The following is a 25060-nucleotide window of genomic DNA, read 5'->3' on the forward strand; positions in this document are numbered from 1 at the left end:
TTTTATTTGTATACATTACTGCTAAGTGCTTGCAGCACGACTTTTCAGTTTTTCAATATTAGATAACAGTTTGATTTCCTGTAATATTTCCATACAAGCTTATAATTGACCAATGACTAATGACTAATAAGGTACTAAATGGGCTGCTTCCTTGTGTATTGCCTCCTGTCTCATCACTTGTAAACAAAAAGCAGATCCCTGGCCTCTACATTGTCTCTTGGTTTCACCAGCACCTTACTAATCTCGCCATCGTGCTCTGCATAAATGGTTGCTTCCATTTTCATCGCCTCCATAATCAGGAGCGGATCATTTTTGGCAACTTTATCACCTGCTGATACTTTTACTTTAACAATCATGCCTGGCATAGGCGCTCCGACATGCTTGCTATTCCCCTCCTCTATTTGGGGATGTCTGATGATTGAAGCGGCAATTTTACGATTTGCAATAACAACTTCACGCGGCTGGCCGTTCATTTCGAAGAATACCGTGCAATTCCCCTCCTCATTTACCGTACTTATTGCTACCAGTTTGAAAATCAGGGTTTTCCCTTCTTCGATTTCAATATAGATTTCTTCATGCATGGGCATGCCGTAGAAGAACACATTCGTAGGAATGACAGATACATCATCATATTTCTTTCTGTGTTCTGCATATTGAAAGAAGACTTCCGGATACATTAAATAAGACATAAGCTCTTCGTTGGAGATATTCCTGAAGATACAGGACTCTACTTTTTCTTTCACCTCTTCAAGGTTCACAGGTGGAAGATTAGCGCCCGGCCTTTCCGTATAAGCAGGCGCTCCACGCAATATTTTGTACTGTACTTCTTTAGGAAAACCTCCCGTGGGCTGGCCAAGGCGTCCCTCAAAAAATTCAACAACAGAGGTCGGAAATGAAATATCTTTTTCGTTGTCGAGAATATCCTTTGCCTTCATATTATTCGTGACCAGAAAAAGCGTCATATCCCCGACCACTTTTGAAGAGGGGGTTACTTTTACAATATCGCCAAAAAGCTGATTCACCTCTGCGTAAACATCCGTAATTTCGCGCCACCGGTGCGCCAATCCCATTGAGTGCGCCTGTTGGAAAAGATTGGTAAACTGTCCCCCAGGAATTTCATGATGGAACACCTCTGCGGTACATGCCTTTTGGATGGATTCAAATGGCGCATAGTATTCCCTGACCACTTCCCAGTAATCCGAGAGCAGTCCGAGTGCTTTAAAGTCCATGCCGGTGCTGCGTTCGTGAAACCGCAGCATCTCTACCAGTGTATTCAAATTGGGTTGAGATGTTAATCCGGAAAGGGGTCCCATAGCCGCATCCACAATATCTACTCCAGCCTCTGCTGCTTTTATAAGGGTGGCAATCTGTCCGCCGGAAGTGTCGTGCGTATGCAAATGTACCGGAATGTTTACTGCCGACTTCAAAGCGCAAACAAGCTCATAAGCAGCGTAGGGCTTCAGTAGTCCTGCCATATCTTTTATTGACAGCATATGCGCTCCCAGTTCTTCCAGTTCTTTTGCCATTTTCACATAATAGTCAAGGGTATATTTCGTGCGTTTCGGGTCAAGTATATCACCGGTATAACATATCGCCGCCTCGCATAAGGCGCCGGTTTCCAGAACAGCATCCATCGCCACCTTCATATTCTCAGCCCAGTTAAGAGAGTCGAAAACACGAAACACGTCTATTCCGCTTTCAGCCGCCTGTCTGATAAATGCATTGACAACATTATCGGGATAATTTGTATATCCCACGCCATTGGAAGCCCTGAGCAGCATTTGAAAGAGTATGTTGGGCACAAGTTTGCGCATGGAGCGCAAACGATCCCAGGGACACTCCGTAAGAAACCTCATCGCAGTATCAAAGGTTGCTCCGCCCCACACTTCAATTGAAAAGAAATCGGCATGGTTCTTTGAGTATACCTCAGCAATTTTCAACATATCGATAGTTCTCATGCGGGTTGCAAGCAGTGACTGGTGTGCATCACGAAATGTAGTATCTGTCAATAACAGTCGTTTTTCATTGCGAATATGCTGAACAAATTTTGCCGGTCCCATTTCAAACAGCATATCACGGGCGCCTTTAGGCCTTGATTCTTTATGGTCAACTGTGGGTACCGGCGCTTTGCGGCGACATACGGATTTCGGAAGTTCTTTGATAAGTGGATGGCCGTTGACAAGGACGTCTCCTAAAAAACGCATAATAAGCGTAGCACGGTCCCTGCGCCGGGAAAAACGGAAAAGGTCTTTGTTCTCGTCAATAAAACGTGTAGTGCACTTTCCTTTCAGGAAATCTTTGTGATTTATAAGATTGATGAGGAACGGAATATTAGTTTTTACGCCGCGAATCCGGAATTCATCCAAAGCCCTGTCCATGCGGTTAACTGCATCCTCAAAACAAATTCCGGACGCTGTAACCTTCACGAGCAGAGAATCGTAATAGGGGGTGACAATGGCTCCGGAAAAGGCGGTTCCTGCATCAAGGCGAATGCCCATACCGCCGGCAGAACGGTAATGCTGAATACGTCCGTAATCAGGAATAAACGCATTGGAAGGATCTTCTGTGGTGATCCGGCTTTGAATGGCGACCCCCCTGGTTTGGATTGATTCCTGGTTTGGTATCCGGATTTCAGGTGAATCAAGGGGAAACCCTTTGCTGATCAATATCTGTCTTTTGACAATGTCGATATCGGTTATTGTTTCCGTAACGGTGTGTTCAACCTGTATTCTTGGGTTGATTTCAATAAAATAAAATGTGTTTTTTTCCGTATCGAGAAGGAATTCCACCGTGCCGGCATTATCATAATTTACCGATTTACATATTTTTACCGCCGCGTTACAGATGTCTTGCCTGACGGACGCATCAAGATGCTGTGCCGGGGCTATCTCTACAACTTTCTGATGGCGCCTTTGAAGGGTACAGTCTCGTTCATAGAGGTGTACAATATTTTTATGTTTGTCTCCCAGTATTTGCACCTCAATATGACGCGCCTTTTCTATGTATTTTTCAATGAAGCATTCATCGTAGCCAAAGGCCGTCATTGATTCGCGCTGCGCTTCGTTAAGGCGGCCTACCAATTCAGATTCGCCCAGAACGATACGCATTCCCCGTCCGCCGCCTCCATTGGCAGCCTTAATGATAACCGGGTATCCCACTTCACGGCAAAAGGCCTTGGCTTCATCCGGGTGCCTGATAGGGTATTTATTTCCGGAAAGTATTGGGACCTGAGCCTGGCCGGCTATCTGCCTGGCGGATATCTTGTTGCCAAGCAGCTCAAGTATTTCCGAACGTGGGCCTATAAAGACAATGCCAGCTTTTTCGCATGCGCGGGCAAAGCCAGCATTTTCAGAGAGAAACCCGTAACCCGGGTGTATGGCGTCTATCCCCTTGTCTTTGGCAAGTTGAATGATTCCTTCTATATCCAGATACGCTTTAACGGGATCTTTGCCTGTGCCTGTCTGATATGCTTCGTCTGCTTTAAACCGATGAAGTGCGAAACGATCTTCATGGGAATATATTGCTACAGTCCTTATGCCCAATTCGTGCGCTGCACGAAAAACACGTATTGCTATTTCACTACGGTTGGCAACGAGTAGTTTTTTAAATCTTCTGATTTCCATTAAAAATCCTTCTACTGACAAGCATGATCGTTTTATATGATTGTTTTTAGGCAATAGCGGCTTTCATATCTGCCCATTTTCCATTTGTTTTATAAAGGTAAATACTATACCGGATGCTTCCTTCCCTACTACTCTTCGTTTTTCATCATAGTATTTTTAATCATAAAATAAACACTATTTTTATTAATAATCAATTTATTTTGCCCTACGCCCCTACGTAGATTTTGCAGTTTTTGTAACAAGCGTAAAAACCGCGAAACAAAAGGAGGATAAGAAAGCTTCGTAATGCGTTATTCATTAGCGTCTATTTACGTCTATTCTCGGTTAATAAAGGAACCGCCAATGAACGCCAACAAACGCGAATCTGTAAATTTCATTACACGGTTAAATTAATCCGTAATTTTAAGTTAGCTCTTTTGGTTGATTCCCCTCCATCAAAAGGAATGCGACATCGTCCAGTACTATTTATGGCATGTATTTCACTTGTAGGAAATGTGTACGTATCAATGATTGTTTCAGAAGGGGGGGTTCTTTTTGGCCATGATAGTAGTTTGTGTATAGTTTTGAGTTCAAAATATAATAATAATGTTCACACAGCAAAAGCAATAGCGCAAGACAAAACTCCGGGTCATGAAAGAGTTCTCGTAACACTTTTTAAATATTGACAATGGAATTGCGTTGTCTATAATGCACGCATAATTTTACCCTATAAAAATTAATACAGGATGAGAAATAATGGTGGATTGGAGGAACCACATTGTAAGTACATCGGATGTGCTTAGGGGAAAACCCAGAATTAAAGGAACCAGAATACCGGTTAGCCTTATCCTTGGGTATTTGGCTGCTGGCGAACCTCTTGAAAAAATTATGGCGGAATTTCCTGGTATTACTAAGGAACAAATAGCAGCTTGTCTGGATTATGCCCGCGAGCTTTCTGAATATGAGGTAGCCGTTTGATGGCGTTGAGATTCCTTGAGGATCACTGTGTTTTCAATTTTATAATCTAAACACTTCTGGATGCTGGTTTCGAAGTGTTTAGATTAAGGGATTATGCTTCTCCGGATGCGGTTGACCAAACTGTAATTTCAATAGCGCAGGAACTCGATTCTATTTTGATTTCTTTGGATGGGGATTTTACAGATATAGTAAATTACCCTCCCGCAAACTACAAAGGCATTATCTCTCTACAAGTAAGAAATCATCCTGGTAACACTTTTAACAATACGAATCAACCTTAACCACTATACACACATTATGAATACCCCAGAGCCGCTTATCTTTGAAAAATCTGTTCCCAACAGAAGATGTTTTAGCCTGCCCGCCTGCGATGTGCCGGAAAGCCCAATAACACAGTTAATTCCTCAAAAAATGCAAAGGAGCCGGAACCCCAACTTTCCCGAAGTATCGGAAATTGACATAGTGCGGCACTTTACAAAACTTTCCCAAATGAACTATTGCGTTGACACGCATTTTTATCCGCTGGGTTCATGTACCATGAAATACAATCCGAAGATTAATGAAGATGCCGCAAACCTGGAAGGTTTTACAAGGCTACATCCTTATCAACCGCAAGAACAATGTCAGGGTATTTTAAAAATACTCTACGATCTGGAACAGATGCTTGCAGATATATCAGGTATGCCTTGTTTCACATTACAACCTGCGGCGGGCGCCCATGGTGAATTAACAGGTATGCTGATAATTCAGGCATATATGAAGAAGCAGCGGGAAATCAGAAATACCATTATTGTGCCCGATTCTGCCCATGGAACAAATCCTGCCTCCGCTGCCCTTTGCGGCTACCGTATAGCATCCGTCCAATCAGACGCCAACGGACTTATCGATGTTAAAAAATTGAAACAAATGCTGTCAAATGATACAGCGGCTCTCATGGTTACCAACCCCAACACCCTAGGTCTTTTTGAAAAAGATATACTTGAAATAAGTAAAATCGCCCACGATGCCGGAGCGCTGGTTTATTGTGACGGCGCCAACATGAATGCGCTTCTGGGCATAGCACGTCCGGGAGACATGGGGGTAGATATTTTACACCTTAATCTGCACAAGACATTTTCTACCCCTCATGGAGGAGGCGGGCCTGGGGCGGGTCCGATAGGGGTTTCAAGGGCATTAGAGGTATTCCTCCCTATACCACGAACAGTAAAAAATGAGGATGATTCATATGCATTAACGTATGATTTCCCGGACTCAATAGGAAGGGTCAGGGCTTTTTATGGTCATGTGGGTATAATGATTCGGGCATATACGTACCTGTTGTCGTTAGGAAAGGAGGGGATAATAAAAACGGGGGAAAACGCCGTCTTAAACGCCAATTACCTGAGAAACATCCTTTCAGAATATTACGAAATACCGTATGGAAAGACCTGCATGCATGAATTTGTCATATCCGCAAAAAAACAAAAGGCACAGGGCGTTTCCGCTTTGGATATTGCCAAAAAATTATTGGATTACGGTTTTCATGCCCCTACGATTTATTTCCCACTAATCGTGGAAGAGGCTTTAATGGTGGAACCGACAGAAACTGAGTCACGGGAAACACTGGATGCGTTTGCAGGCGCAATGATTGAAATTGCCGGCGCAATTGCACAAGCGCCGGAAACCGTGCGTAATGCACCGCAAAAAACGAGAATCGGACGCCCTGACGAAGTAATTGCCGCCAGAAATCCAAAATTAAGGTGGAAAGGTACCGGGTAGGCTTTAATGTGAGATTTACGAAGGATTCGGCGGCCTGGGTTTTGCATCAAAACTGGCTGGCTCGAAAATAAGACTACAAAAAATAGCTCAAGTACATGTACCGCAATATTATATGGTTATAAAACCATTTTCATAGTTTCTGTGTGTTGCAAATGAAACATGATGACTGTTTGGTGGATTCGGTGCGAAAAAGCCGCACCTTAATCCACCATAAACGTTTGAAACACCAAACGAAACAACATAGTCTTTGCAAGCATGTTATATTAACCCTGACAGGGTTCTTTCGTATTCAGGTTTTTGTATTTGTAATGAATTGTGCTTTGGATTGTCTTTCAGATAGGTTAATTGTTTTTAATGCCTCTTCTTTAGTAACTATTCAGCGTAATTTATTAAACTACCGGAGATCAGAGCCGTGTATTGTTTACGCTGAATAGTTACCAATGAAGACTATTTTGCCACCTTGTAGGCAATAACATTTACCAGTTCAATTTGATACGTCTTGTTCAGGTCTTGTATGCCAATTGCTGCACGGGTTGGACATGATTTGACAAATTCCTTATACACGGCGTTCATCTCTCCCCAGTAATCCATATTTTTAAGGAAAATAATTAAATTTACTATTCTATCTGGCTTTGAGCCCATGGCTTCCAATGCGGTTTTCAGGTTTGAAAAAACCAGTTTAAATTGTTCTTTTGGAACCAGACTAGGCACTTCACCCGACGCATCAACAGGTATAAAACCACCGCAGCGTATTTTAATTGCCCGGATTTTTGTAAGTCTGACCATGTCCTCTTCAAAGTAATCGCTCATCAACCCTACTTGCCGTTCAGGTTGCTTCCCGACGTTTTTCAGAGAATCCCTTAGTATAAGGTCTAATAATGTGTCTCTTTCTTTAAAAGACAACTGCAAGGCTTTGTCAATGGGTAATGCATCTAAATCAGCTAAAGTTAAATTTGCCATTTTTCCCCTCTTTTCGTTAAAAGACAAAACAAAATATAATTCAATACCAGAAGAATGAGCATATTTTCATACTGCCAGGGGTTAAACCCCATAAGCGTTAAGTTAAAATTACGGATTGATTTAACCGTGTAATGAATAACGAACAAGTTGCCCGGCAATATTAACCGGTAGATATACGGGTATGGAGGATTGCCCGTATAACTACCGGTATATAAATTACACCGTTAAAGCAGAGACGCACGGCTGTGCGTCTCTGCATTTTGATTGCGGCTTTGCTGCGTTATGATGCAACAAATGGTAACGTCATGCATCCAGAACCCTCTCTGCTTGTTCTTTGTCATAATCCATGATATAGGTAATGCCGGTGATATCTGTAGCTTCTCTCGTTAATGTAAAAATATCATCCCTCGTTATATCGTTAACCGACCATCTCCGGGAACCGGCCATCAGTTGCCTCAATCCAGTTGCCAGGCGCTGATAATAAGAATACATGCCAATGGCGCCTGTGGGAATATTGCCAAACCGATCCTTTACCTTTTGTGAGTAATAGAAGATTTGATCGGTGGAAGAACCATATTCCGAAACAGGTTTTGGCACTTTCCCTTCTGCCACCGCCTTGCCGATGGTATTGCCAACCATGGCGGCGCAAATGGTAGACCGTGACATCCCTACTGCCTTAATAAATGGCGATAAGAGGGCAAAAGATTTATAAATATGGTCTTCCGAGACGAGACCCCCTGCAAGGACTATATCAGGGACATATTCGCCACGGTCCGCAAGCCTTTTGCAATATTCATACGTTAATGCGGCGATATACACCGTTGGCAGTCCCCATTCATTCATCATACGCCAGGGACTCATGCCCGTTCCGCCGCCGGAACCATCGATTGTCAGGACATCTATCCTCGCCCAGGAAGCAAATTTAATGGCGCGGGCAAGATCGGAAGGCCGGTAAGACCCTGTCTTTAAAAAGACATATTTGGCGCCGGCATCTCTTAAATGCTGGACGTTATTCATGAATCCGTCAAATGCCCGCGACATGGCGTCCGGTATTGCGCAGATCCGTGTATGTCTTTCAAAACCCTTAATCGTCCCGTTTTTAAATGCCTGCTGCGTAAGTGCATCTTCCGGGTCGGGAATGACTACATACCCAAGTTTTTTTAACCGGATGGCCTTTTCAATGGAGGTTAACTTTACCTCGCCGCCGATATTTTTGGCGCCCTGTCCCCATTTCAATTCGACGGCGTCCGCCCCTAATTTCTCAAGGGAGTAGGGCAATACCCCAAGGCGCCAGTCTTCCTGGTTTGCCTGAATTGCAATAAATCCATACCCATCCTTTTGATTATCTTTAAACGATTTGAAACGCCGCACTAATTCCGGGCTGTTTGTAACATTGCCGTCCGTTATGGTTGAATCATCATCCATCGCAGCCACATTTTCACCGAGGACAATGCCTGTACCACAGATAGCTGCGCCGGAGCCTAAAGACTCAAAGTGGGTTTGGGCTATTTTCGTTGAACCAAGGCCCGTACAAATTATGGGGATACGCAATTTTAGTCCACCGTCCCTCCCCATTTTTGTTTCAATACAGGCGTTGGTAAACAGGTCATATTCCTTTTGGTGATGTCCCGTGATTGAGCCTGTTATATTAAAATGAGAAAAATCAACGGGGAAATCCTTTTGTGCCCCTGCGGTAATTTCGCCAAACGGCACAGGATAAATCGCTTCAGGCCCCCTATAGGCGGATTTGCCAATTTCGCAGTATCCGGGGCAGCCATCCAGGCACGTAACGCACATACCGCTCTGGGGCAATACCTCATCGCCTAAACGGGTCCACGTGCCTGTGGCCCTTGATTTGTTCGGGATAAACAAGGATCCCATAATATACTCCTTTCCTTGTTGTTAACAAATTAACTGTTGGAATAGTTATAGCGCACCAGCAGATTTTTTGATTAAAATCTGGTTGCCTTCTCTAATCCGTCCCACAATACCGTTCTTGCGTCAAGGAAATCAAGAGCGCCCTTCCTTATTTTTCTCTGCTCCTCTTCCGTTTTAGAGCAAAATACCAGAGAGTTTCTGATGTTTGCGGCATGCTCAACGTCTAATTCTATATGGGCAGAAAAGAAGAGTACTGCATCATCATTTAAACCGGCGCGTTTACAGCCTTCACGAATCGGCTGATACATGGTAGGCACAATATACTCAGTTCCTGGCCCCAATGCCCCCAAGGCTTCAACATAATCCATATAATGAATGTTCAGGTATTTTTCCACAAACAATTTTGTCTCAGGCAGCATTACTATATTGTTCAATGCCTGCTGGTCGGTATTAACTCCGGCTGCTTTCAGGAATCTGCGGAAGATTGCAGGGTGGGTAAGTTCTGCATCCATGCCTTTTTTCTCTTCACTTCTGCCGCCGTACTCTTCAAATAAATTCTTAATTAACGGCGCCCTGCCAGCTTCGTCGGGACAAATAGCAATTGCACCCGCCAAATACCGTGAAAAATGCCTTGAAAAACAATAGTATTGTTCCGCATATAATTTTACTGCCTTCATATCTGCTTTTGTTCTGAATTTTTGCAAATATGGGTGGTCGTTAACCGCCGGATGTTTTAAAACTTCTGCTTCCAGTTTGTCAAAAAATTCGTCAGTTGACATAGCCATAATTATTAACTCCTCCTAAAAAGTATGTAGATTTATCAAAATATCTTAAAATTCAAACAAAGAATCACTAACAATATACTGCACTGAATTAATCAATACACCTCCTTTCTGCTTCATACAGGAATTAAGAAAGCATTAAATTTCTTAAAATAATCCGCTCTTATTTTATACCTTTACTGTTCAGATGTTCGCTATACCTCTGATCCGTTTCCTTAATATGTTTATTCAGCCAATCGGTAAGGAATTTTGATACCTCTACGGTTAAGCTTACTTTTCCCGCATTGTAATCATTTTGAAGCGCTAATACCTTTGCAGTCATCTTGTCGTGTTTGTCCTTGTGCTCAACATATTCCGGATAATCATGTTGCTTAAATATCTTCTCTTCTGCGGCAAAATGGAAACCTGTGTAATTTATCAATTTTTTTAAAATATCACCAACAACGATCTTCCCCTTCCCCTGCCTCATAGCATCATCCAGATCGTTAATCATTCCTATTAGCTGCTTATGATGTCCATCAAACTCAGCAATTTTTACACTATACTCATCTTTCCAGGTCATTAACGGCATAATTCCATCTCCATAAATAATATTTCCTCTTTAAAAACCCAACGACTTTTTGGATATTACGTAGACTGTAGAACTCAGTGAGCAATCGTTGTGCCTGAAAAAAATGCCTGTCTGTTATTTTGAAATAAATATTTGATATGATGAGAGTTATAACAATGATGATATTTTTGTTACAGGATGGATAAGTTTTTGAGAGGGGTTGTTAGCAGATTTTTCCGAAAAATTTTCGTATATTGGCTATATGCTGGCAAAGCGTACGAATTTTTTTCGCATTCAGCACCATTCTTTGGTTTTGTATTCGATTTTTCGTGTAGATATACCCAATATTTTTGCAGCGGATTGTTTGCTGCCATTAGTTATTTGGAGGGTTCTTTGGATGATCTCTTTTTCGGCTTCTTTTAAGGTAGTGCCTATGGGTATTTTAATTACCGGGATATATTCATTGTCCGGCATAATGCTCTCCGGCAAATGATCAACGGAAATGGTATCGCTTTTACACAATACAATAGCCCGTTCTATGGTATTTTGCAGTTCCCTGATATTGCCCTGCCAATGGTGGGAAAGGAGCGCTTTTATGGCCTCCGGGTCGAAACCTTTTATCTCTTTCTTGTATTTTTTTGCATATTTAACGGCAAAATAATTTGAAAGAATGGGAATGTCGTCTTTTCTTTCTCTCAGGGGGGGCATTTGAATGTTGATAACGTTTAGGCGGTAAAATAAATCCTCCCGGAATCTACCTTCGGAGACTTCTTCTTCAAGGTTCCGGTTTGTTGCGGCGATACACCTCACATCCACTTTTATGGTCTTTTCACCCCCAACACGTTCAAATTCTCCTTTTTCCAGTACGCGCAATAATTTGACCTGAACTTTCAGACTCATTTCTGCTAATTCGTCCAGAAAAAGGGTTCCGCCGTCTGCCAGTTCAAACCGTCCCTTTCGTGATTGTATCGCCCCCGTAAAGGCACCCTTTTCGTGTCCGAATAATTCACTCTCGAGTATTCCTTCAGATAGTGCGGCGCAATGCAATGCCACGAATGGTTTTCCGGCCCTTTCGCTCCTGTAATGTATGGCGTGTGCTACAAGTTCCTTTCCCGTTCCCGTCTCTCCCATAATAAGAACAGATGCCGTACTGGGGGCAACGTCTTCAATCATTTTAAAAATCCGATGCATTTGCGGAGAGCCGCCCACCAGCTCGGAAAATGTATACTTATCTTTCAGCTCTTCCTTTAACAGCCGGTTTTGGATTACGAGTTGTTGTTTCTCCCGAAGTTTTTCCAAAACCAATTCAAGTTCTTCCACGTCTACCGGCTTTGCTAAATATTCATCAGCTCCATGTTTCACCGCGTTTACCGCCGATTTGATAGAACTGTACGCCGTTACAACGACAATGGCAATAGATGAGTTTTTTTTCTTTATTTCCTGGAGCAATAACAGCCCTCCCATACCGGGAAGCTTCATGTCTGTTATAACAATATCAAAGCTTTCCCTTGAGAGTTGATTTAAGGCGTCATAGCCGGAAGAGACACCTACAGCGGTATATCCGTCTCTTCTCAAAATCTGTATCAATCCGTCGAGGGTATTTTTATCGTCTTCAACCACTAACAGCTTTGGTTTTGTCATGAGGTAATGAACCCTTTTTTAATCCTGATTAACAGGAATAGTAATAAAAAATGTACTGCCAACGTCAGATGTCGCCATCCGTATCATTCCGCCATGATTCTGTATGATATTTTGCGCGGAAGAAAGGCCTATGCCGGTGCCGCCATCCTTGGTAGTATAGAATAAATCAAATATCTTTTCCCTGAATTCTTCCGGTATGCCTGGTCCCGTATCCTGACAGGCAATAACGATTTCGTCTTTTACACCGCTGGCACTTACATGTAATTCCCCGCCGTCCGGCATTGCTTCAATGCTGTTGATAAGAATATTTAATATCGCCTGTTTTATCTTATCTTTGTCAATATACGGAGCCGGAATATTTTCCATTACGTCTAATTTCAATTGAATGCCATTGAGTTGCGCCTGTGGAGTAAGTAAGGCAATTATATCCGTGAGCATTTCGCGAATGCTTGCATAGCTTCTGCTTAACTTGCCTGTTTTTGCAAACTGCAGACATTCCTCCACAAAACTGCTGAGACGGTTGATTTCATTTTGAACAATTGTCACAATTTTCAACAATTCATTTTTTGGGGAATTGCCATTGTCGTAACTATCGTTGATTTCGTGTTTTAGCAATAACAATTGAAGATTCATGGCATTGAGGGGGTTTTTTATCTCATGCGCCAATTCAGAGGCGAGCGTTCCAAGGGAAGATAGTGTTTTTGATTTGAGTACCTCGTCGGAAAATCTTTTTGCTTCGCTAACATCTTCTATGACAGAAATGATGTGTGTAACCCTTCCTTCTTTATCCTTAATAGGGGAAACATTTACCCTTATCCATGATTCGCTGTTATCGCCCCTGTTAATCAAAAGTTCCCGCGAACCCTGAGAAAGACGGCCATTCAGGATTTCTGTACCGGGACAACACTTATCCGTTATACATAACCCCGTTGAAGTATGGCACTTAAAAATAGCACCACAATCCTTTCCGACAACTTCATCTTTGGTTCTTTTCGTAATTTTTTCGCAGGCATGATTAAAAAAAACAACCCGGCGATGTGCATCCTGGATCATTATCCCCCGGCTGGTGTGATCTAATGCCTGGCTTAAAATGTAATTTTCCACACTAAAACCTCCCAAAAATTTACGTTTTTAAGGGTATCACAATTTCTAAAAAAGTAAATATAAAATAACATATCATATTCAACCAGAAATAATTGCGATAATCTTTATCGCCTCATTTTGCCGGTTAATAAAACGCTTGACACTATTATTCATAATTCGGTATCATATTTTCAATTATGTATTTCACCTGAGATATTCACTGCCAGATACTGACGGAGCGTAAAGAAGGGAAACCGGCAGCAGTTTAACGTACTAACATTACAACAACCCTGCCCTAAAACCAGCTTTTTCTTGCCCAGGCGTAATTACGTCATAGTACCTTATCGCTTATTTCTTTGCACACTTCCATTCGTCAGTGCGTGCTTTTTGCAAAATATTTAATGGTGAAATCCGAAACGAATTATTCATTTGTAAGTTTATGACGGATTTTTTAATCTGTGTGATATGTGGTTTCCCTTTCGTAATTTGTGAGTGCTTGGTTCTGGTTTGTCCATGTTAGATTCAATGAATAAAAATGATGATGTAATATCAGGAGTAAGAGTCCGGTTTGCACCCAGTCCGACCGGTTATTTACATATTGGCGGCGCAAGGACGGCTCTTTTTAACTGGTTATTTGCAAGACATAATAACGGTGTATTTCTCCTGCGGATTGAAGATACCGATCAGCAGCGTTCTACGAAAGAAGCAACGCAGGCTATTTTAGAGAGTATGAAATGGCTTGGTTTGGATTGGGATGAAGGGCCATATTTTCAAAGCCAACGATTGCCGATATATAAACGATATGCCGAACAACTGGTAGCGCAGGGAAATGCATATTATGACACCGATGCGGAAGGGCGCACTGCAATTCGGTTTAAGATGCAAGATAATGTTATCATACTCAATGACCTTGTTCACGGCGCAATAACATTTGATGCTGCTGTTATTGAAGACTTTGTTATTCTTAAGGCAGACGGTTTTCCCAGCTATAACTTCGCTTGCGTAGTGGATGATGCTGATATGAAAATTACCCATGTGATTCGCGGTGATGATCATATCTCAAATACACCAAAACAAATAGCACTGTATAACGCCATGGAAGTACGGTTGCCTGAATATGCACACATTCCAATGATCTTAGGTGAAGATGGTTCCAGGTTGAGCAAACGCCACGGGGCAACGTCTGTCACTGAATACAGAGACAAAGGGTATTTGCCTCAGGCGCTTGTAAACTTTCTTGCTTTGCTGGGGTGGTCTCCGGGAAACGACCAGGAAATACTATCGATGAGGGAAATGATTGAAAAATTTTCCTTAAAGCGCGTGAACAAAACCAGTGCGCAATTCGACAATACTAAATTAAATTGGATGAGTGGCCAGTATATCAAAAACACCTCCATTGAAGAACTTACCGCTGCTGCCAGGTTGTTTTTTGAAAAATCGGATATCGATACCACGGGAATCTCAATAAATCGGCTGTCAAGATTGATAGAATTGTACCATGAACGGTTTAAAAATCTCCAGGAATTGGTTGATCAAACGAGGTTTTTCTTTACGGATTCCGTTGAATATGATCCGGCAGCAACAGATAAATTCCTTAAAAGAGAAGGAATTTCTGAGATATTAAAGGAGGTTTATTCAGCGATTTCTCTCCTGAACAGTTTTGACAGACAAGGGTTGGAAGGGTGTTTGAGAGATTTAACCGCAAAAGCGGGTATTGGTTTTTCCAAAATCGCCCAACCTATAAGAGTTGCAATAACAGGCAGAAGCGCCAGCGCTGGTATCTTTGAAACAATGGAACTCCTTGGAAAAGAAACCACACTTAAAAGGCTTGAAAACACCATTAAAAACATGGACGGCATCACGAATGCCGTTGGGTTGTAACAAACATACTGTAGAGACAGGTTTAAAACCTGTCTCTACTACGGTAATCAAAGTACGAAAGCCGCGCTTGTTTTGCATTTCAAATCATTTTGTCATTAGGATTTGTTTCGTATTTCGTGCGTCGAATTTCGTATTTTTTATTTCATGGTGTCTTGTCCAGGTTGGGGGGCGTTATTCTTTTTCAGGGCAATTTTGAATGGGCGTAAGGCTTTTTATTGCGATTGAGATTACAGATGCTGTCCGGGAAAAAGTATTACATTTTCAAAATGACCTTAAAAAGGCTTCTGCTGATGTAAAATGGGTGGCGCCTGAAAATCTTCATATTACACTAAAATTTATTGGCAATACGGATGAAGAGAAGATTTGCGGGATTGTTGACGTTATTCATCAATCTGTCATTGAGATAAAACCATTTGATATTCGCTATAGTGGCGCCGGTACTTTTCCCGCTGGTAAATATCCGCGTGTAATCTTTGCCGGAGCTGTGGATTCAAGCGGCGCCCTGGCTTCAATTTATGAAAGATTAAACAGGCACTTAACCGCGCTTGGAGTACCATACGATGAACATACATTTGAGGCGCATATTACTGTCGGGCGGGTTAAAACACATAAAAATATAAAGAAACTTATGGAGTGTGTACATTCATACAAAGAATTTACCTTTGGGCAAGAAAGCATTGATCATCTGGTGTTAATGAAGAGCAATCTCACTCGGGAGGGGCCGATATACACAAGGATAAGTAATATTTGTTTTGCGTAACTTCATTATAATATTACTATCAAAAAAAGGGTTTTTATTTAGCGCATGCAAATCATATTATTTTTATAAACGATAACTTTATCTTTCTCTTACAAATATGACTACTAATACAGAAATACCTGATAAAGAAAAACGGCAGCAAGCATTGGAGAGAGCAATTTCGCATATCGATAAACAGTTTGGAAAAGGGACGATAATGAAATTAGGGGGCGATACGAAACTGGATGTTCCCGTAATTTCTACTGGTGCGTTATCATTAGATGTTGCGCTTGGCGTGGGGGGAATTCCGCGTGGAAGAGTCATTGAAATATTCGGGCAGGAATCTTCTGGCAAAACCACCCTAACGCTTCAAATTATCGCAAATGCGCAGAGGGGTGGCGGGGTAGCTGCATTTATCGATGCTGAACATGCGCTGGACTCCGAATATGCAAAAAGATTGGGTGTAAATTTGAATGACTTAATGGTCAATCAGCCAGACACCGGAGAACAAGCGCTGGAGATAGCCGAACTGCTCGTAAGGAGCAATGCGGTTGACGTAATAGTGATTGACTCGGTAGCGGCCCTTGTGCCACGCGCTGAAATTGAAGGAGAAATGGGAGATACACATATAGGATTACAGGCAAGGTTGATGTCGCAGGCATTACGCAAGCTCACCGCGTGCATTTCAAAATCAAGAACAAGCGTAATTTTTATCAATCAGATTCGTGAAAAGATTGGCGTTATGTATGGAGGAAACCCGGAAACCACGCCTGGAGGCAGGGCATTAAAATTTTATGCGTCGGTGCGTATTGATATTCGGAGGATTGGAAGTATAAAAGACGGTGATGCAATAATCGGAAGCAGAGTCCGCGCCACTATTGCAAAAAATAAGGTTGCAGCGCCTTTTAAAAGAGCGGAGTTTGACATCCTTTACAACACAGGCATATCGCGGGCAGGAGACATCCTTGACCTTGGCGCTGAACATAATATTATTGAAAAATCGGGAACGTGGTATTCATATAGAGAAACCCGGCTGGGGCAGGGCAGAGAGAATTCCAGGCAATTCCTCACGGAACATCCTGAAATGATGAAAGAGATTGAACAATCAATCCTGAAAATAGTACTGCCTTCTGCGGCATCTCAAAAGCCTCCCGACTCCCCCCCTGAAAGTACGGAAAAAAGCACACCTTCGAAGAGAGCGAAAAGTAATTAACGTATGAATACAGGTGAAATTCGCAATAAATTTTTAACATTCTTCGAAAAGAAATCCCATGTAATCTGGCCGGGAGATTCGCTTGTCCCGCAGGGAGACGCTACGCTTCTTTTTACGGGTGCAGGGATGAATCAGTTCAAAGATATGTTCCTTGGTAAGGGAAGATTAAATATAAAAAGGGCGACAACATGCCAAAAATGCCTTCGAACGGGGGATTTGGAAAATGTCGGCAGAACGGCTTCGCACCACACTTTTTTTGAAATGCTGGGCAATTTTTCCTTTGGCGATTATTTTAAAAGAGAAACCATTGCATGGGCGTGGGAGTTCCTGGTGCAGGAATTAAGGTTACCGGAAGAAAAACTTTTTGTCAGTGTGTATAAAGATGACCCCGAATCATACGAAATATGGGAAAAACATATCCGCATTCTCAAATCAAAAATCTATTCCTACGGCGAAAATGACAATTTTTGGCCTGCAAATGCCCCTGCGCAAGGCCCTAACGGACCTTGCGGCCCCTGCTCTGAAATATTTTACGACCAGGGAGCAGGCGTTGGTTGTGGTCGGGAAGAATGTGAACCTGCCTGCGATTGCGACCGCTTTGTCGAAATCTGGAATCTGGTATTTACGCAATTTGACCGAAAAGAAGATGGCAGGCTGGAACCATTGCCCAATAAAAATGTAGATACAGGCATGGGACTGGAGAGAATGGCACGTGTCATGCAGGGAGTGCCGACAAACTTCGATATAGATATTTTTGCCCCTGTAATTAAATCGATAGAAGATATTACACACCTGCGGTATCATGATAAAAAAGAAAACGCCGTATGTATGCGCCGGATAGCCGACCATGTAAAGGCCTCTATTTTTTGCATTGCCGATGGCGTTTTGCCAGGGAATGAAGGGCGGGGATATGTGGAAAGGCGTTTACTGAGGAGGGCTATACGTGATGGCGCACAACTTGGCTTAAAAGAATGTTTTTTATACAAGCTCGTGCCAATTATCAGCGATCTGATGCAGGATTATTATCCGGATATTAAACAACGCAGGGAGAATATCGCAAGGATCATAAAAAGCGAAGAAGAAAAATTCCTCGAAACTCTGGAACTGGGAACGGTACGGTTAAAAGAGTTAATGGATACAATGCAAAAGAATAAAATAAAGGAGCTTCCCGGAAAAGAGGCTTTTAAATTATATGATACATATGGCTTCCCTTTGGACATGACCGAATTAATTCTCAAGGAACACGGTTTTTCCATGGATAGCGCCGGTGTTGAAGTGGAATTGAAACGCCAGCGGATGCAGGCAAGGTCGTCATCCTCTATGACCGGCCAGGTATTTGACGCCGGTTTTTTGGGCAAGATTAAAGAGATATCAAAAGGCACAACATTCTTAGGGTACGAAAAGGATTCATGCAGGGCGAGGATCATTGCTATTGTTCAGGGCGACTACCTTATCGAAAAGGCTGAAGCCGGAAGCGAGGTATCGATAGTTTTGGATCAGACGCCCTTTTATGGTGAGTCCGGCGGACAAATTGGAGACACGGGAATCCTTGAATCGGAGGGGAGTCATATTTGTATAACGGATACAAAAAAGAACGATTCCTTTATCATTCATATCGGAAAGATAACAAAAGGCATAGTGAGGACAGGCGATATGATTGATGCGCGAATAGATACGCACAGGAGGGGTTTAATAAAAAGAAATCATACGGCGACGCACGTGCTTCATTGGGTATTGCGGAATGTCATTGGCAGACATGCGGAACAGGCGGGTTCAATGGTGTCCCCGGACCGTCTACGCTTTGACTTTCATCACTTTTCCTCTTTGACGAAGGAGGAAATTAACCGTATCGAGGATCTGGTAAACGAAAAAATAATGGAAAATGCGCTCGTGTCGGTGAAAGAACAAACGCTTCAGGAAGCAAGAAATGCCGGCGCCGTAGCCCTTTTTGGAGAAAAATACGAGGAACGGGTCAGAATGGTTTCCATCGGAGATTTTAGCAAGGAACTTTGCGGCGGTACGCACATAAACAATACCGGAGAAATAGGACCCTTCAGAATCGTCGGGGAATCCTCTGTCGCTGCGGGAATACGTCGTATAGAGGCGATCACAGGCATTTCGGCATTAACCAGGGACCGGGAGAAGGAGGAGATTGTTCAGGAATTGTGCGGCATATTGAATGCGTGTGAGGAAGATCTTTCTTCAAAAACACAGGAACTCCTGAATGAAGTAAAAAAACTCCACAAAGAACTTCACAAACAAAAGCAAAAAGAATTATTGGAGAAAATTGATTCGCTTTCCGTGACTGCAAAAGAAGTTTCAGGCGTTAACATTATAACAAAGAGAATAGATAATGCATCGGCGGATGATATGAGAAGAACGGCGGACATGCTGATGAAATCAGAAAAGGAAACCGCGGTAGCATTAGGAAGTGTTCTGAATGGGCGTGTAATAGTAATTATTTCTTTAAGCACAGGCCTGGCTTCTCGTGGTTTGCATGCGGGGAGTATCTCAAAAGAGGTCGCAAAAATAGTCGGCGGCGGTGGCGGTGGAAGACCGGAGATGGCGCAAGCGGGCGGACAGGTGGTTGGTAAATTAGACGAAGCGCTTGATTTTGCCGAAATGTTGTTCAGCAAAGAAATCCTGCAGAAGGTTTCTTAAGTCAAAAGATAGCGACCTTTAATTTTATTGAGATTTTTAAAAAAACCATATTGTTGCCTTAATTTTTTTGCAATTTGTCCTTTTTGCACATATAATTTTGTACCTCAGAGACTTGCGTTTAATATAAGGTAACATTTTGGTTTTCTGAAAAAATAGGGGCGAAGTATTTGCTATAGCTGGCATAAATACGTTCTTACCCAAACGGTAAAATTTTGCCGGTGTTGAGTCTGGATGCCTATAAATAGTATTGTTAATTTAAAAAATAATGTGTATAATCCTGCTTCTATAAAATGAACGCATCAGGGAGAAAATATTTCCGGTATTATTGACAAAACCCGGTGAGATAACCATATGTATACTCCAGCATTGCTGATCAGTTTTGTGTAAACTATTAAATAAATTTTTAACAATGAGGTTTTAAATGGCCAATCCAAAGAGGAGACATTCTAACTCAAGAACACGTAAAAGACGTACGCACGATAAACTTACGGTTCCCGTTTTTCCATTAGATAAAAATTTAGAAAAGGGGGGGCGTATCCGCTCCAAACGTTATGTTTGTTCGCACTGTAAACAAATAAATCAACCGCATACCGTATGCCATAACTGCGGATATTACCGGGGCAGGCAGGTAATTTCTGTTGAAAGGTAAATTTATGAGGATTGCGGTAGACGCCATGGGCGGGGATAAGGCGCCGCAAGAAATTGTCAAAGGCTCTGTCCTGGCTGCGCAACAGGTGCCTGATGCTGAGATTATATTGGTTGGTGACGAAAACAGAATTAAACACGAATTATGTCTTGGCGGAACCATTCCCAAAAATATAACCATTCACCATGCGGCTCAGATAGTCGGCATGGAGGATCCTGCAACACATTCCATACGGCAAAAAATAAACTCTTCCATTACGCAAAGTGTTGAGTTGGTCGCTAAGAGGAAAGCGGATGCAATCGTCAGTGCGGGGCATACGGGGGCAACGGTAGCGGCGGCAATGCTACACATGAAAACATTGAAAGGCATTCGTCGTCCAGGCATTGCGATATCCCTTCCCACCCTCCATGGATCATGTCTTATTATCGATGCAGGCGCCAATATCAGTTGCAAGCCATTACACTTGTATCAGTATGGAATTATGGCGTCAACTGTCTGCAAGCACCTAATGAATATAGAAAATCCCAAGGTTGGACTTCTCAATATAGGAGAAGAGGACGCAAAGGGAAACGATCTGGTTCGGGAAACCTTTTCGCTTCTTTCCAACGCACATTTAAATTTTATCGGAAATATTGAAAGCCGTGAGATATTTGATGGCAAGGCAGATGTCGTCGTTTGTGAAGGGTTTGTGGGAAATGTAATATTGAAATTTGCAGAGGGGATGGCAAAGAACCTTCTTACCACGATAAAAGCAGAATCAATGAATAGGTTTTGGGCAAAACTTGGACTGCTTTTGTGCAAACCGGTTTTCCAATCGATAAAAACAAAGATGGATTTTGCCGAATACGGAGGTGTTCCTTTGCTGGGGATAAATGGCATTTGTATTATTTGCCATGGGAGATCTGACGCACGGACTATACAAAATGCCATAAAAGCGGCATTAAAATTAACTAAAACGGAAATTAATGAGTATATTATTTCAGAACTGGAGAAATCCAATACACTTACGGCAGAAGTTGCTTAAGTTTTTAAAGGCTTTACACCTTCTCTGGGCAATGAGAAATTGAACGTACGCCAAAATCAAATAACATCGATAACAGGGATAGGGTCATACCTCCCTGAAAAGATATTAACCAATCATGCTCTGGAAAAATTGGTAGACACTACGGACGATTGGATTCTGCAAAGGACAGGAATAAGAGAGCGTCGTATTGTTGAAAATGGAGTGACAACATCAGATCTTGGCGCCATCGCCTCGTTAAAAGCAATAGAAAATGCCGGGATATCCGCGGAAGAGATCGATATGATTATTACTTCCACCATTACCCCCGACTACCTTTTTCCTTCTACTTCCTGTTGTTTACAAAAGCAAATTGGTGCTGTCCATGCAAGCGCATTTGATATTTCAGCGGCTTGTGCCGGATTTGTGTATGCGCTTTCCATCGGGCAAAGTGTTATAAATTCGGGTGCCGCAAAAACTGTTTTGGTGGTGGGCGCAGAATGTTTGTCAAAGATTACCGACTATACAGACCGGGCAACCTGTATTTTGTTTGGAGACGGTGCCGGTGCCGTCATACTTCAAAACAATAAGGAAAAACATCAGATATTAGACACACGATTGGTCTCTGATGGAACGTATACGGACGTACTTATAATACCCGGCGGCGGCTCAAAACATCCTGCCACCATAGAATCGGTGCAGGAAAGGTTGCATTACATTCGGTTTAAAGGAAGGGAGGTATTTAAACTCGCAATTAATACCATTACCAACCTGGTGATAGAAACCGCACAAAGAAATGGTTTTGCCGTTCAGGATATCGATTTAATTATCCCTCACCAAAGCAACCTGAGAATTATTGAAGCGACCATGGAAAGACTTAAACTGCCCATGGAAAAGGCATTTGTAAATATTGATAAATATGGGAATACATCTTCTGCTTCAGTTCCAATAGCAATTGATGAGGCGCAACAGGAAGGAAGACTCAAGAAAGGCGATTTAGTGATGTTGGTAGCCTTCGGGGGCGGATTGACCTGGGGATCATGTGTTGTTAGGTGGTAGAATATTATGCGGAAAACAGCCTTTCTTTTTCCAGGTCAGGGTACCCAATTGGTGGGCATGGGGAAAGATTTTTACAAAGAATACAAAGAAGCTCGCGAAATTTTCAACCAGGCAAATGATGCGTTAGGGTTTGACCTTGCATCTTTATGTTTTGAGGGAAATCAGGAGGAATTAAACAAGACGTCTCTTAGCCAGCCGGCTATATTGGTGACTTCCATTGCAATACTTGAAGTGTTGAAGGAAATTTCTTTTTTTAAGAAAACCACCTGTGATGCGGTTGCCGGGCTGAGCCTGGGAGAATACACTGCACATGTATCGGCTGGTTCTGTTGCTTTTGCAGATGCGGTAAAACTGGTGTATAAGCGTGGCATATATATGCAGGAGGCCTGTGAGAAAAGTTCCGGAGGAATGGCTTCTGTCATTGGACTGGAAGATGAGAAAATAGAACATATTTGCAGGGAATTGAAACCGTTTGGTGTTATCTGCGCCGCAAATTATAATAGCCCAGGACAGGTAGTAATATCAGGAGAATCAAATGTACTGGAACGGGCGGTTCTATTGGCAAAAGAAAGAGGCGCCAGGATGGTAATCCCGTTAAAAGTGCAGGGTGCATTTCATTCCGGTCTAATGACTCCTGCCAGTGACAAGCTTTATTCCGAACTGGAATCAACGGTTATCTCAAAACCCGGAGTTCCCGTAGTTGCAAACATTAACGCAGAGTATGTTTCCAATCCGGAGGAAATAAGAACAGCTCTGATAAAACAGCTAAACAGTCCTGTCAAATGGTATCAATCTATGCAGAAACTGATACAGGATGGATTTTCTCAATTTTATGAAATAGGGCCTGGAAAAACCTTGTCGGGACTTATGAAAAAAATTGATCCTGCTCAGCAAGTCAAAAGTTTTAGCACAATAGCAGATCTTTAATTGCGCAGTAAATTTGAATTGTTTTTAACAAGGAGGTAAAAATCGTGACGTCCGTCGGAGAAAAAGTAAGAGAAATTATCACAAAACAAATGGGGGTAAAAGCGGAACAGATAACACATGAAACATCCTTTGTCAATGATTTAGGCGCAGATTCGCTCGATACAGTGGAACTAATTATGGAATTTGAAGATGCATTTGATATGAATATTCCTGATGAAGATGCTGAAAAAATACGTACGGTGGGAGATGCAGTTAAATATATAGAGGAACACAAATAAATGCACGGAAGAAAAAGAGTCGTCATTACGGGTACCGGAGCAATAACTTCTCTGGGGAGGGAAAAAAAGGAACTCTGGTCTGCATTGTGCAACGGTGAAAGCGGCATTAAACCCATTACTTCTTTTGATACTACCGCATTTGAGGTGAAATTTGGCGGCGAAGTAAGCGATTTTAACCCGGCAGAGTGGCTTGATACCAAAGAGGCCAGGAGACTTGACAGATTTTCACAATTCGCGATAGCGGCGACCGATATTGCAGTAACAGATGCGGGTTTAAACTTTGACGCAATCGATACCGCGCGTGTTGGTGTCTTTATAGGATCCGGTATGGGTGGCCTTTTGGAATTTGAGGCGCAACACAAAAATCTGTTAAATAAAGGGCCATCAAGGGTTTCCCCTTTTATGGTTCCTAAACTAATGGCGAACGCAGCTTCCGCACATGCAGCAATCCGGTATGGTTTAAGAGGCCCTAATTTTGCAGTAGTTGCCGCTTGTACAACAGGGGTAATCTCCATAGGGGAAGCAGTGCGGGTAATTCAGAGAGGCGACGCAGACATCATGATTACAGGAAGTTCTGAGGCAGTTATTACCCCTTTAGCCGTAGCCGGGTTTGGCGCAATGAAGGCATTGTCTACCCACAACAGTGAACCGCAGAAAGCGAGCCGTCCATTTGATAAAAACCGTGATGGCTTTGTCATCTCTGAGGGGGCGGGAATAGTCGTTATCGAAGAACTGGAGGCTGCCAAAAAAAGAGGGGCAACAATCTATGCGGAGATATTGGGATATGGCATGACTGCCGATGCATACCATATTGCCGCTCCCAATAGCAACGGCGAGGGTGCAATACGATGCATGACGCATGCTTTAAACGACGCCGGATGCGGCGTTGAAACGATAGATTACATAAACGCCCATGCGACGTCTACCCCGCTTGGAGATCAGATAGAGGTGGGGGCTATTAAGAAGGTTTTTGGCGACCATGCTTCAAAAATTCCAGTGAGTTCTACCAAATCTATGCTTGGACACCAGCTTGGAGCTTCGGGAAGCGTAGAAATTATCATTTGTGCGTTTGCACTGAATGAAGGAGTTATTCCCCCAACAATAAATTATGAAACTCCTGATCCACAGTGCTCAGGACTTGATTTTGTTCCTAACGAAGCACGCGAAAAAAAGATTCATAAGACACTTTCTAATTCATTTGGATTTGGTGGACATAATGCAACCATCATCCTTGGCAAAGTATAATGCGTTAAGGGCGGGACAATAGTACCTTAAAAGTTATTTCTTTGCATACTTCCATTCGTCAGTGCGTGCTTTTTGTCAAAATATTTAAGGATGAAATACGAAAACAACTTCTAATGACAAAATGATTTGCATTTTATGTCTTGTCATTAGAAGTTGTTTGGGCAATTATCAATTGTCAT

General features: G+C 42.5%; 20 protein-coding genes. 13 read left to right on the forward strand and 7 right to left on the reverse strand.

Annotated features, from left to right (window positions below):
• Positions 1-173: 173 nt before the first annotated feature.
• Positions 174-3623, reverse strand: a complete 3450-nt coding sequence (locus KSMBR1_RS05710) for a pyruvate carboxylase (RefSeq protein ID WP_169703553.1) — start codon at positions 3621-3623, stop codon at positions 174-176.
• 735 nt (positions 3624-4358) lie between these two features.
• Between KSMBR1_RS05710 and KSMBR1_RS05720 the strand changes: the two genes are divergently transcribed.
• Genes KSMBR1_RS05720 through gcvPB form a run of 3 tightly spaced genes read left to right on the forward strand, consistent with a single transcriptional unit; the run spans position 4359 to position 6338 of the window.
• The gene (locus KSMBR1_RS05720) at positions 4359-4580 is read left to right on the forward strand and encodes a DUF433 domain-containing protein (RefSeq protein ID WP_197705359.1); all 222 of its coding nucleotides are present in this window, start codon (positions 4359-4361) and stop codon (positions 4578-4580) included.
• Between the two features lie 56 nt (positions 4581-4636).
• Positions 4637-4861 carry a DUF5615 family PIN-like protein gene (locus KSMBR1_RS23235; protein ID WP_164995708.1) on the forward strand — a complete coding sequence of 75 codons (225 nt, stop codon included), beginning with the start codon at positions 4637-4639 and terminating at the stop codon, positions 4859-4861.
• A 16-nt stretch (positions 4862-4877) separates the two neighbouring features.
• Positions 4878-6338, forward strand: a complete 1461-nt coding sequence (gene gcvPB, locus KSMBR1_RS05725; RefSeq protein ID WP_099324449.1) for an aminomethyl-transferring glycine dehydrogenase subunit GcvPB — start codon at positions 4878-4880, stop codon at positions 6336-6338.
• Positions 6339-6785: 447 nt separating this feature from the next.
• On the opposite strand, the gene KSMBR1_RS05730 is transcribed toward gcvPB, so the two are convergent.
• From KSMBR1_RS05730 to KSMBR1_RS05755, 6 genes are all read right to left on the reverse strand, one after another.
• Entirely contained in the window at positions 6786-7298 is a 513-nt protein-coding gene (locus tag KSMBR1_RS05730; RefSeq protein WP_099324450.1) for a RidA family protein, read from the reverse strand.
• A gap of 303 nt (positions 7299-7601) precedes the next feature.
• Positions 7602-9179 (reverse strand): FMN-binding glutamate synthase family protein, encoded by a 1578-nt coding sequence (locus tag KSMBR1_RS05735; RefSeq protein WP_099324451.1) that lies wholly within the window; start codon positions 9177-9179, stop codon positions 7602-7604.
• A 71-nt stretch (positions 9180-9250) separates the two neighbouring features.
• Positions 9251-9961, reverse strand: coding sequence for an iron-containing redox enzyme family protein (locus tag KSMBR1_RS05740; protein ID WP_099324452.1), 711 nt, complete (start codon positions 9959-9961; stop codon positions 9251-9253).
• A gap of 160 nt (positions 9962-10121) precedes the next feature.
• Positions 10122-10529, reverse strand: a complete 408-nt coding sequence (locus tag KSMBR1_RS05745) for a bacteriohemerythrin (protein WP_099324453.1) — start codon at positions 10527-10529, stop codon at positions 10122-10124.
• Between the two features lie 273 nt (positions 10530-10802).
• Positions 10803-12149 carry a sigma-54-dependent transcriptional regulator gene (locus KSMBR1_RS05750; RefSeq protein WP_099324454.1) on the reverse strand — a complete coding sequence of 449 codons (1347 nt, stop codon included), beginning with the start codon at positions 12147-12149 and terminating at the stop codon, positions 10803-10805.
• Positions 12150-12167: 18 nt separating this feature from the next.
• Positions 12168-13253: a two-component system sensor histidine kinase NtrB gene (locus tag KSMBR1_RS05755; protein WP_099324455.1), complete on the reverse strand. Its 1086-nt coding sequence runs from the start codon at positions 13251-13253 to the stop codon at positions 12168-12170.
• Between the two features lie 504 nt (positions 13254-13757).
• Here KSMBR1_RS05755 and gltX point away from each other — a divergent pair.
• The 10 genes from gltX (at position 13758) to fabF (ending at position 24881) form a co-directional block, all read left to right on the forward strand.
• A complete protein-coding gene (gene gltX / locus KSMBR1_RS05760; RefSeq protein ID WP_099326989.1) occupies positions 13758-15113 on the forward strand; it encodes a glutamate--tRNA ligase in 1356 nt (451 codons plus the stop codon).
• Between the two features lie 196 nt (positions 15114-15309).
• Complete coding sequence (gene thpR, locus KSMBR1_RS05765; protein ID WP_099324456.1) at positions 15310-15873, forward strand: RNA 2',3'-cyclic phosphodiesterase; 564 nt, start codon at positions 15310-15312, stop codon at positions 15871-15873.
• A gap of 97 nt (positions 15874-15970) precedes the next feature.
• Positions 15971-17065, forward strand: coding sequence for a recombinase RecA (recA, locus tag KSMBR1_RS05770; protein ID WP_099324457.1), 1095 nt, complete (start codon positions 15971-15973; stop codon positions 17063-17065).
• 3 nt (positions 17066-17068) lie between these two features.
• Positions 17069-19726 (forward strand): alanine--tRNA ligase, encoded by a 2658-nt coding sequence (gene alaS, locus KSMBR1_RS05775; RefSeq protein ID WP_099324458.1) that lies wholly within the window; start codon positions 17069-17071, stop codon positions 19724-19726.
• A gap of 421 nt (positions 19727-20147) precedes the next feature.
• Positions 20148-20375 (forward strand): 50S ribosomal protein L32, encoded by a 228-nt coding sequence (gene rpmF / locus KSMBR1_RS23240; protein ID WP_099324459.1) that lies wholly within the window; start codon positions 20148-20150, stop codon positions 20373-20375.
• Positions 20365-21396, forward strand: coding sequence for a phosphate acyltransferase PlsX (plsX, locus tag KSMBR1_RS05785; protein WP_230405740.1), 1032 nt, complete (start codon positions 20365-20367; stop codon positions 21394-21396). The genes rpmF and plsX overlap by 11 nt, the downstream gene beginning before the upstream one ends.
• Before the next feature lie 39 nt (positions 21397-21435).
• The gene (locus KSMBR1_RS05790; protein ID WP_099324461.1) at positions 21436-22431 is read left to right on the forward strand and encodes a beta-ketoacyl-ACP synthase III; all 996 of its coding nucleotides are present in this window, start codon (positions 21436-21438) and stop codon (positions 22429-22431) included.
• A gap of 6 nt (positions 22432-22437) precedes the next feature.
• A complete protein-coding gene (gene fabD, locus KSMBR1_RS05795; protein WP_099324462.1) occupies positions 22438-23358 on the forward strand; it encodes an ACP S-malonyltransferase in 921 nt (306 codons plus the stop codon).
• A 41-nt stretch (positions 23359-23399) separates the two neighbouring features.
• On the forward strand, positions 23400-23636 hold the full coding sequence (gene acpP, locus KSMBR1_RS05800; protein WP_419469883.1) for an acyl carrier protein: 237 nt from the start codon (positions 23400-23402) through the stop codon (positions 23634-23636).
• On the forward strand, positions 23637-24881 hold the full coding sequence (fabF, locus tag KSMBR1_RS05805; protein WP_099324464.1) for a beta-ketoacyl-ACP synthase II: 1245 nt from the start codon (positions 23637-23639) through the stop codon (positions 24879-24881).
• The last annotated feature ends 179 nt before the right edge of the window (positions 24882-25060 follow it).

This window comes from Candidatus Kuenenia stuttgartiensis (assembly GCF_900232105.1).
In the GTDB taxonomy this organism is placed as follows: Bacteria; Planctomycetota; Brocadiia; order Brocadiales; family Brocadiaceae; genus Kuenenia; species Kuenenia stuttgartiensis_A.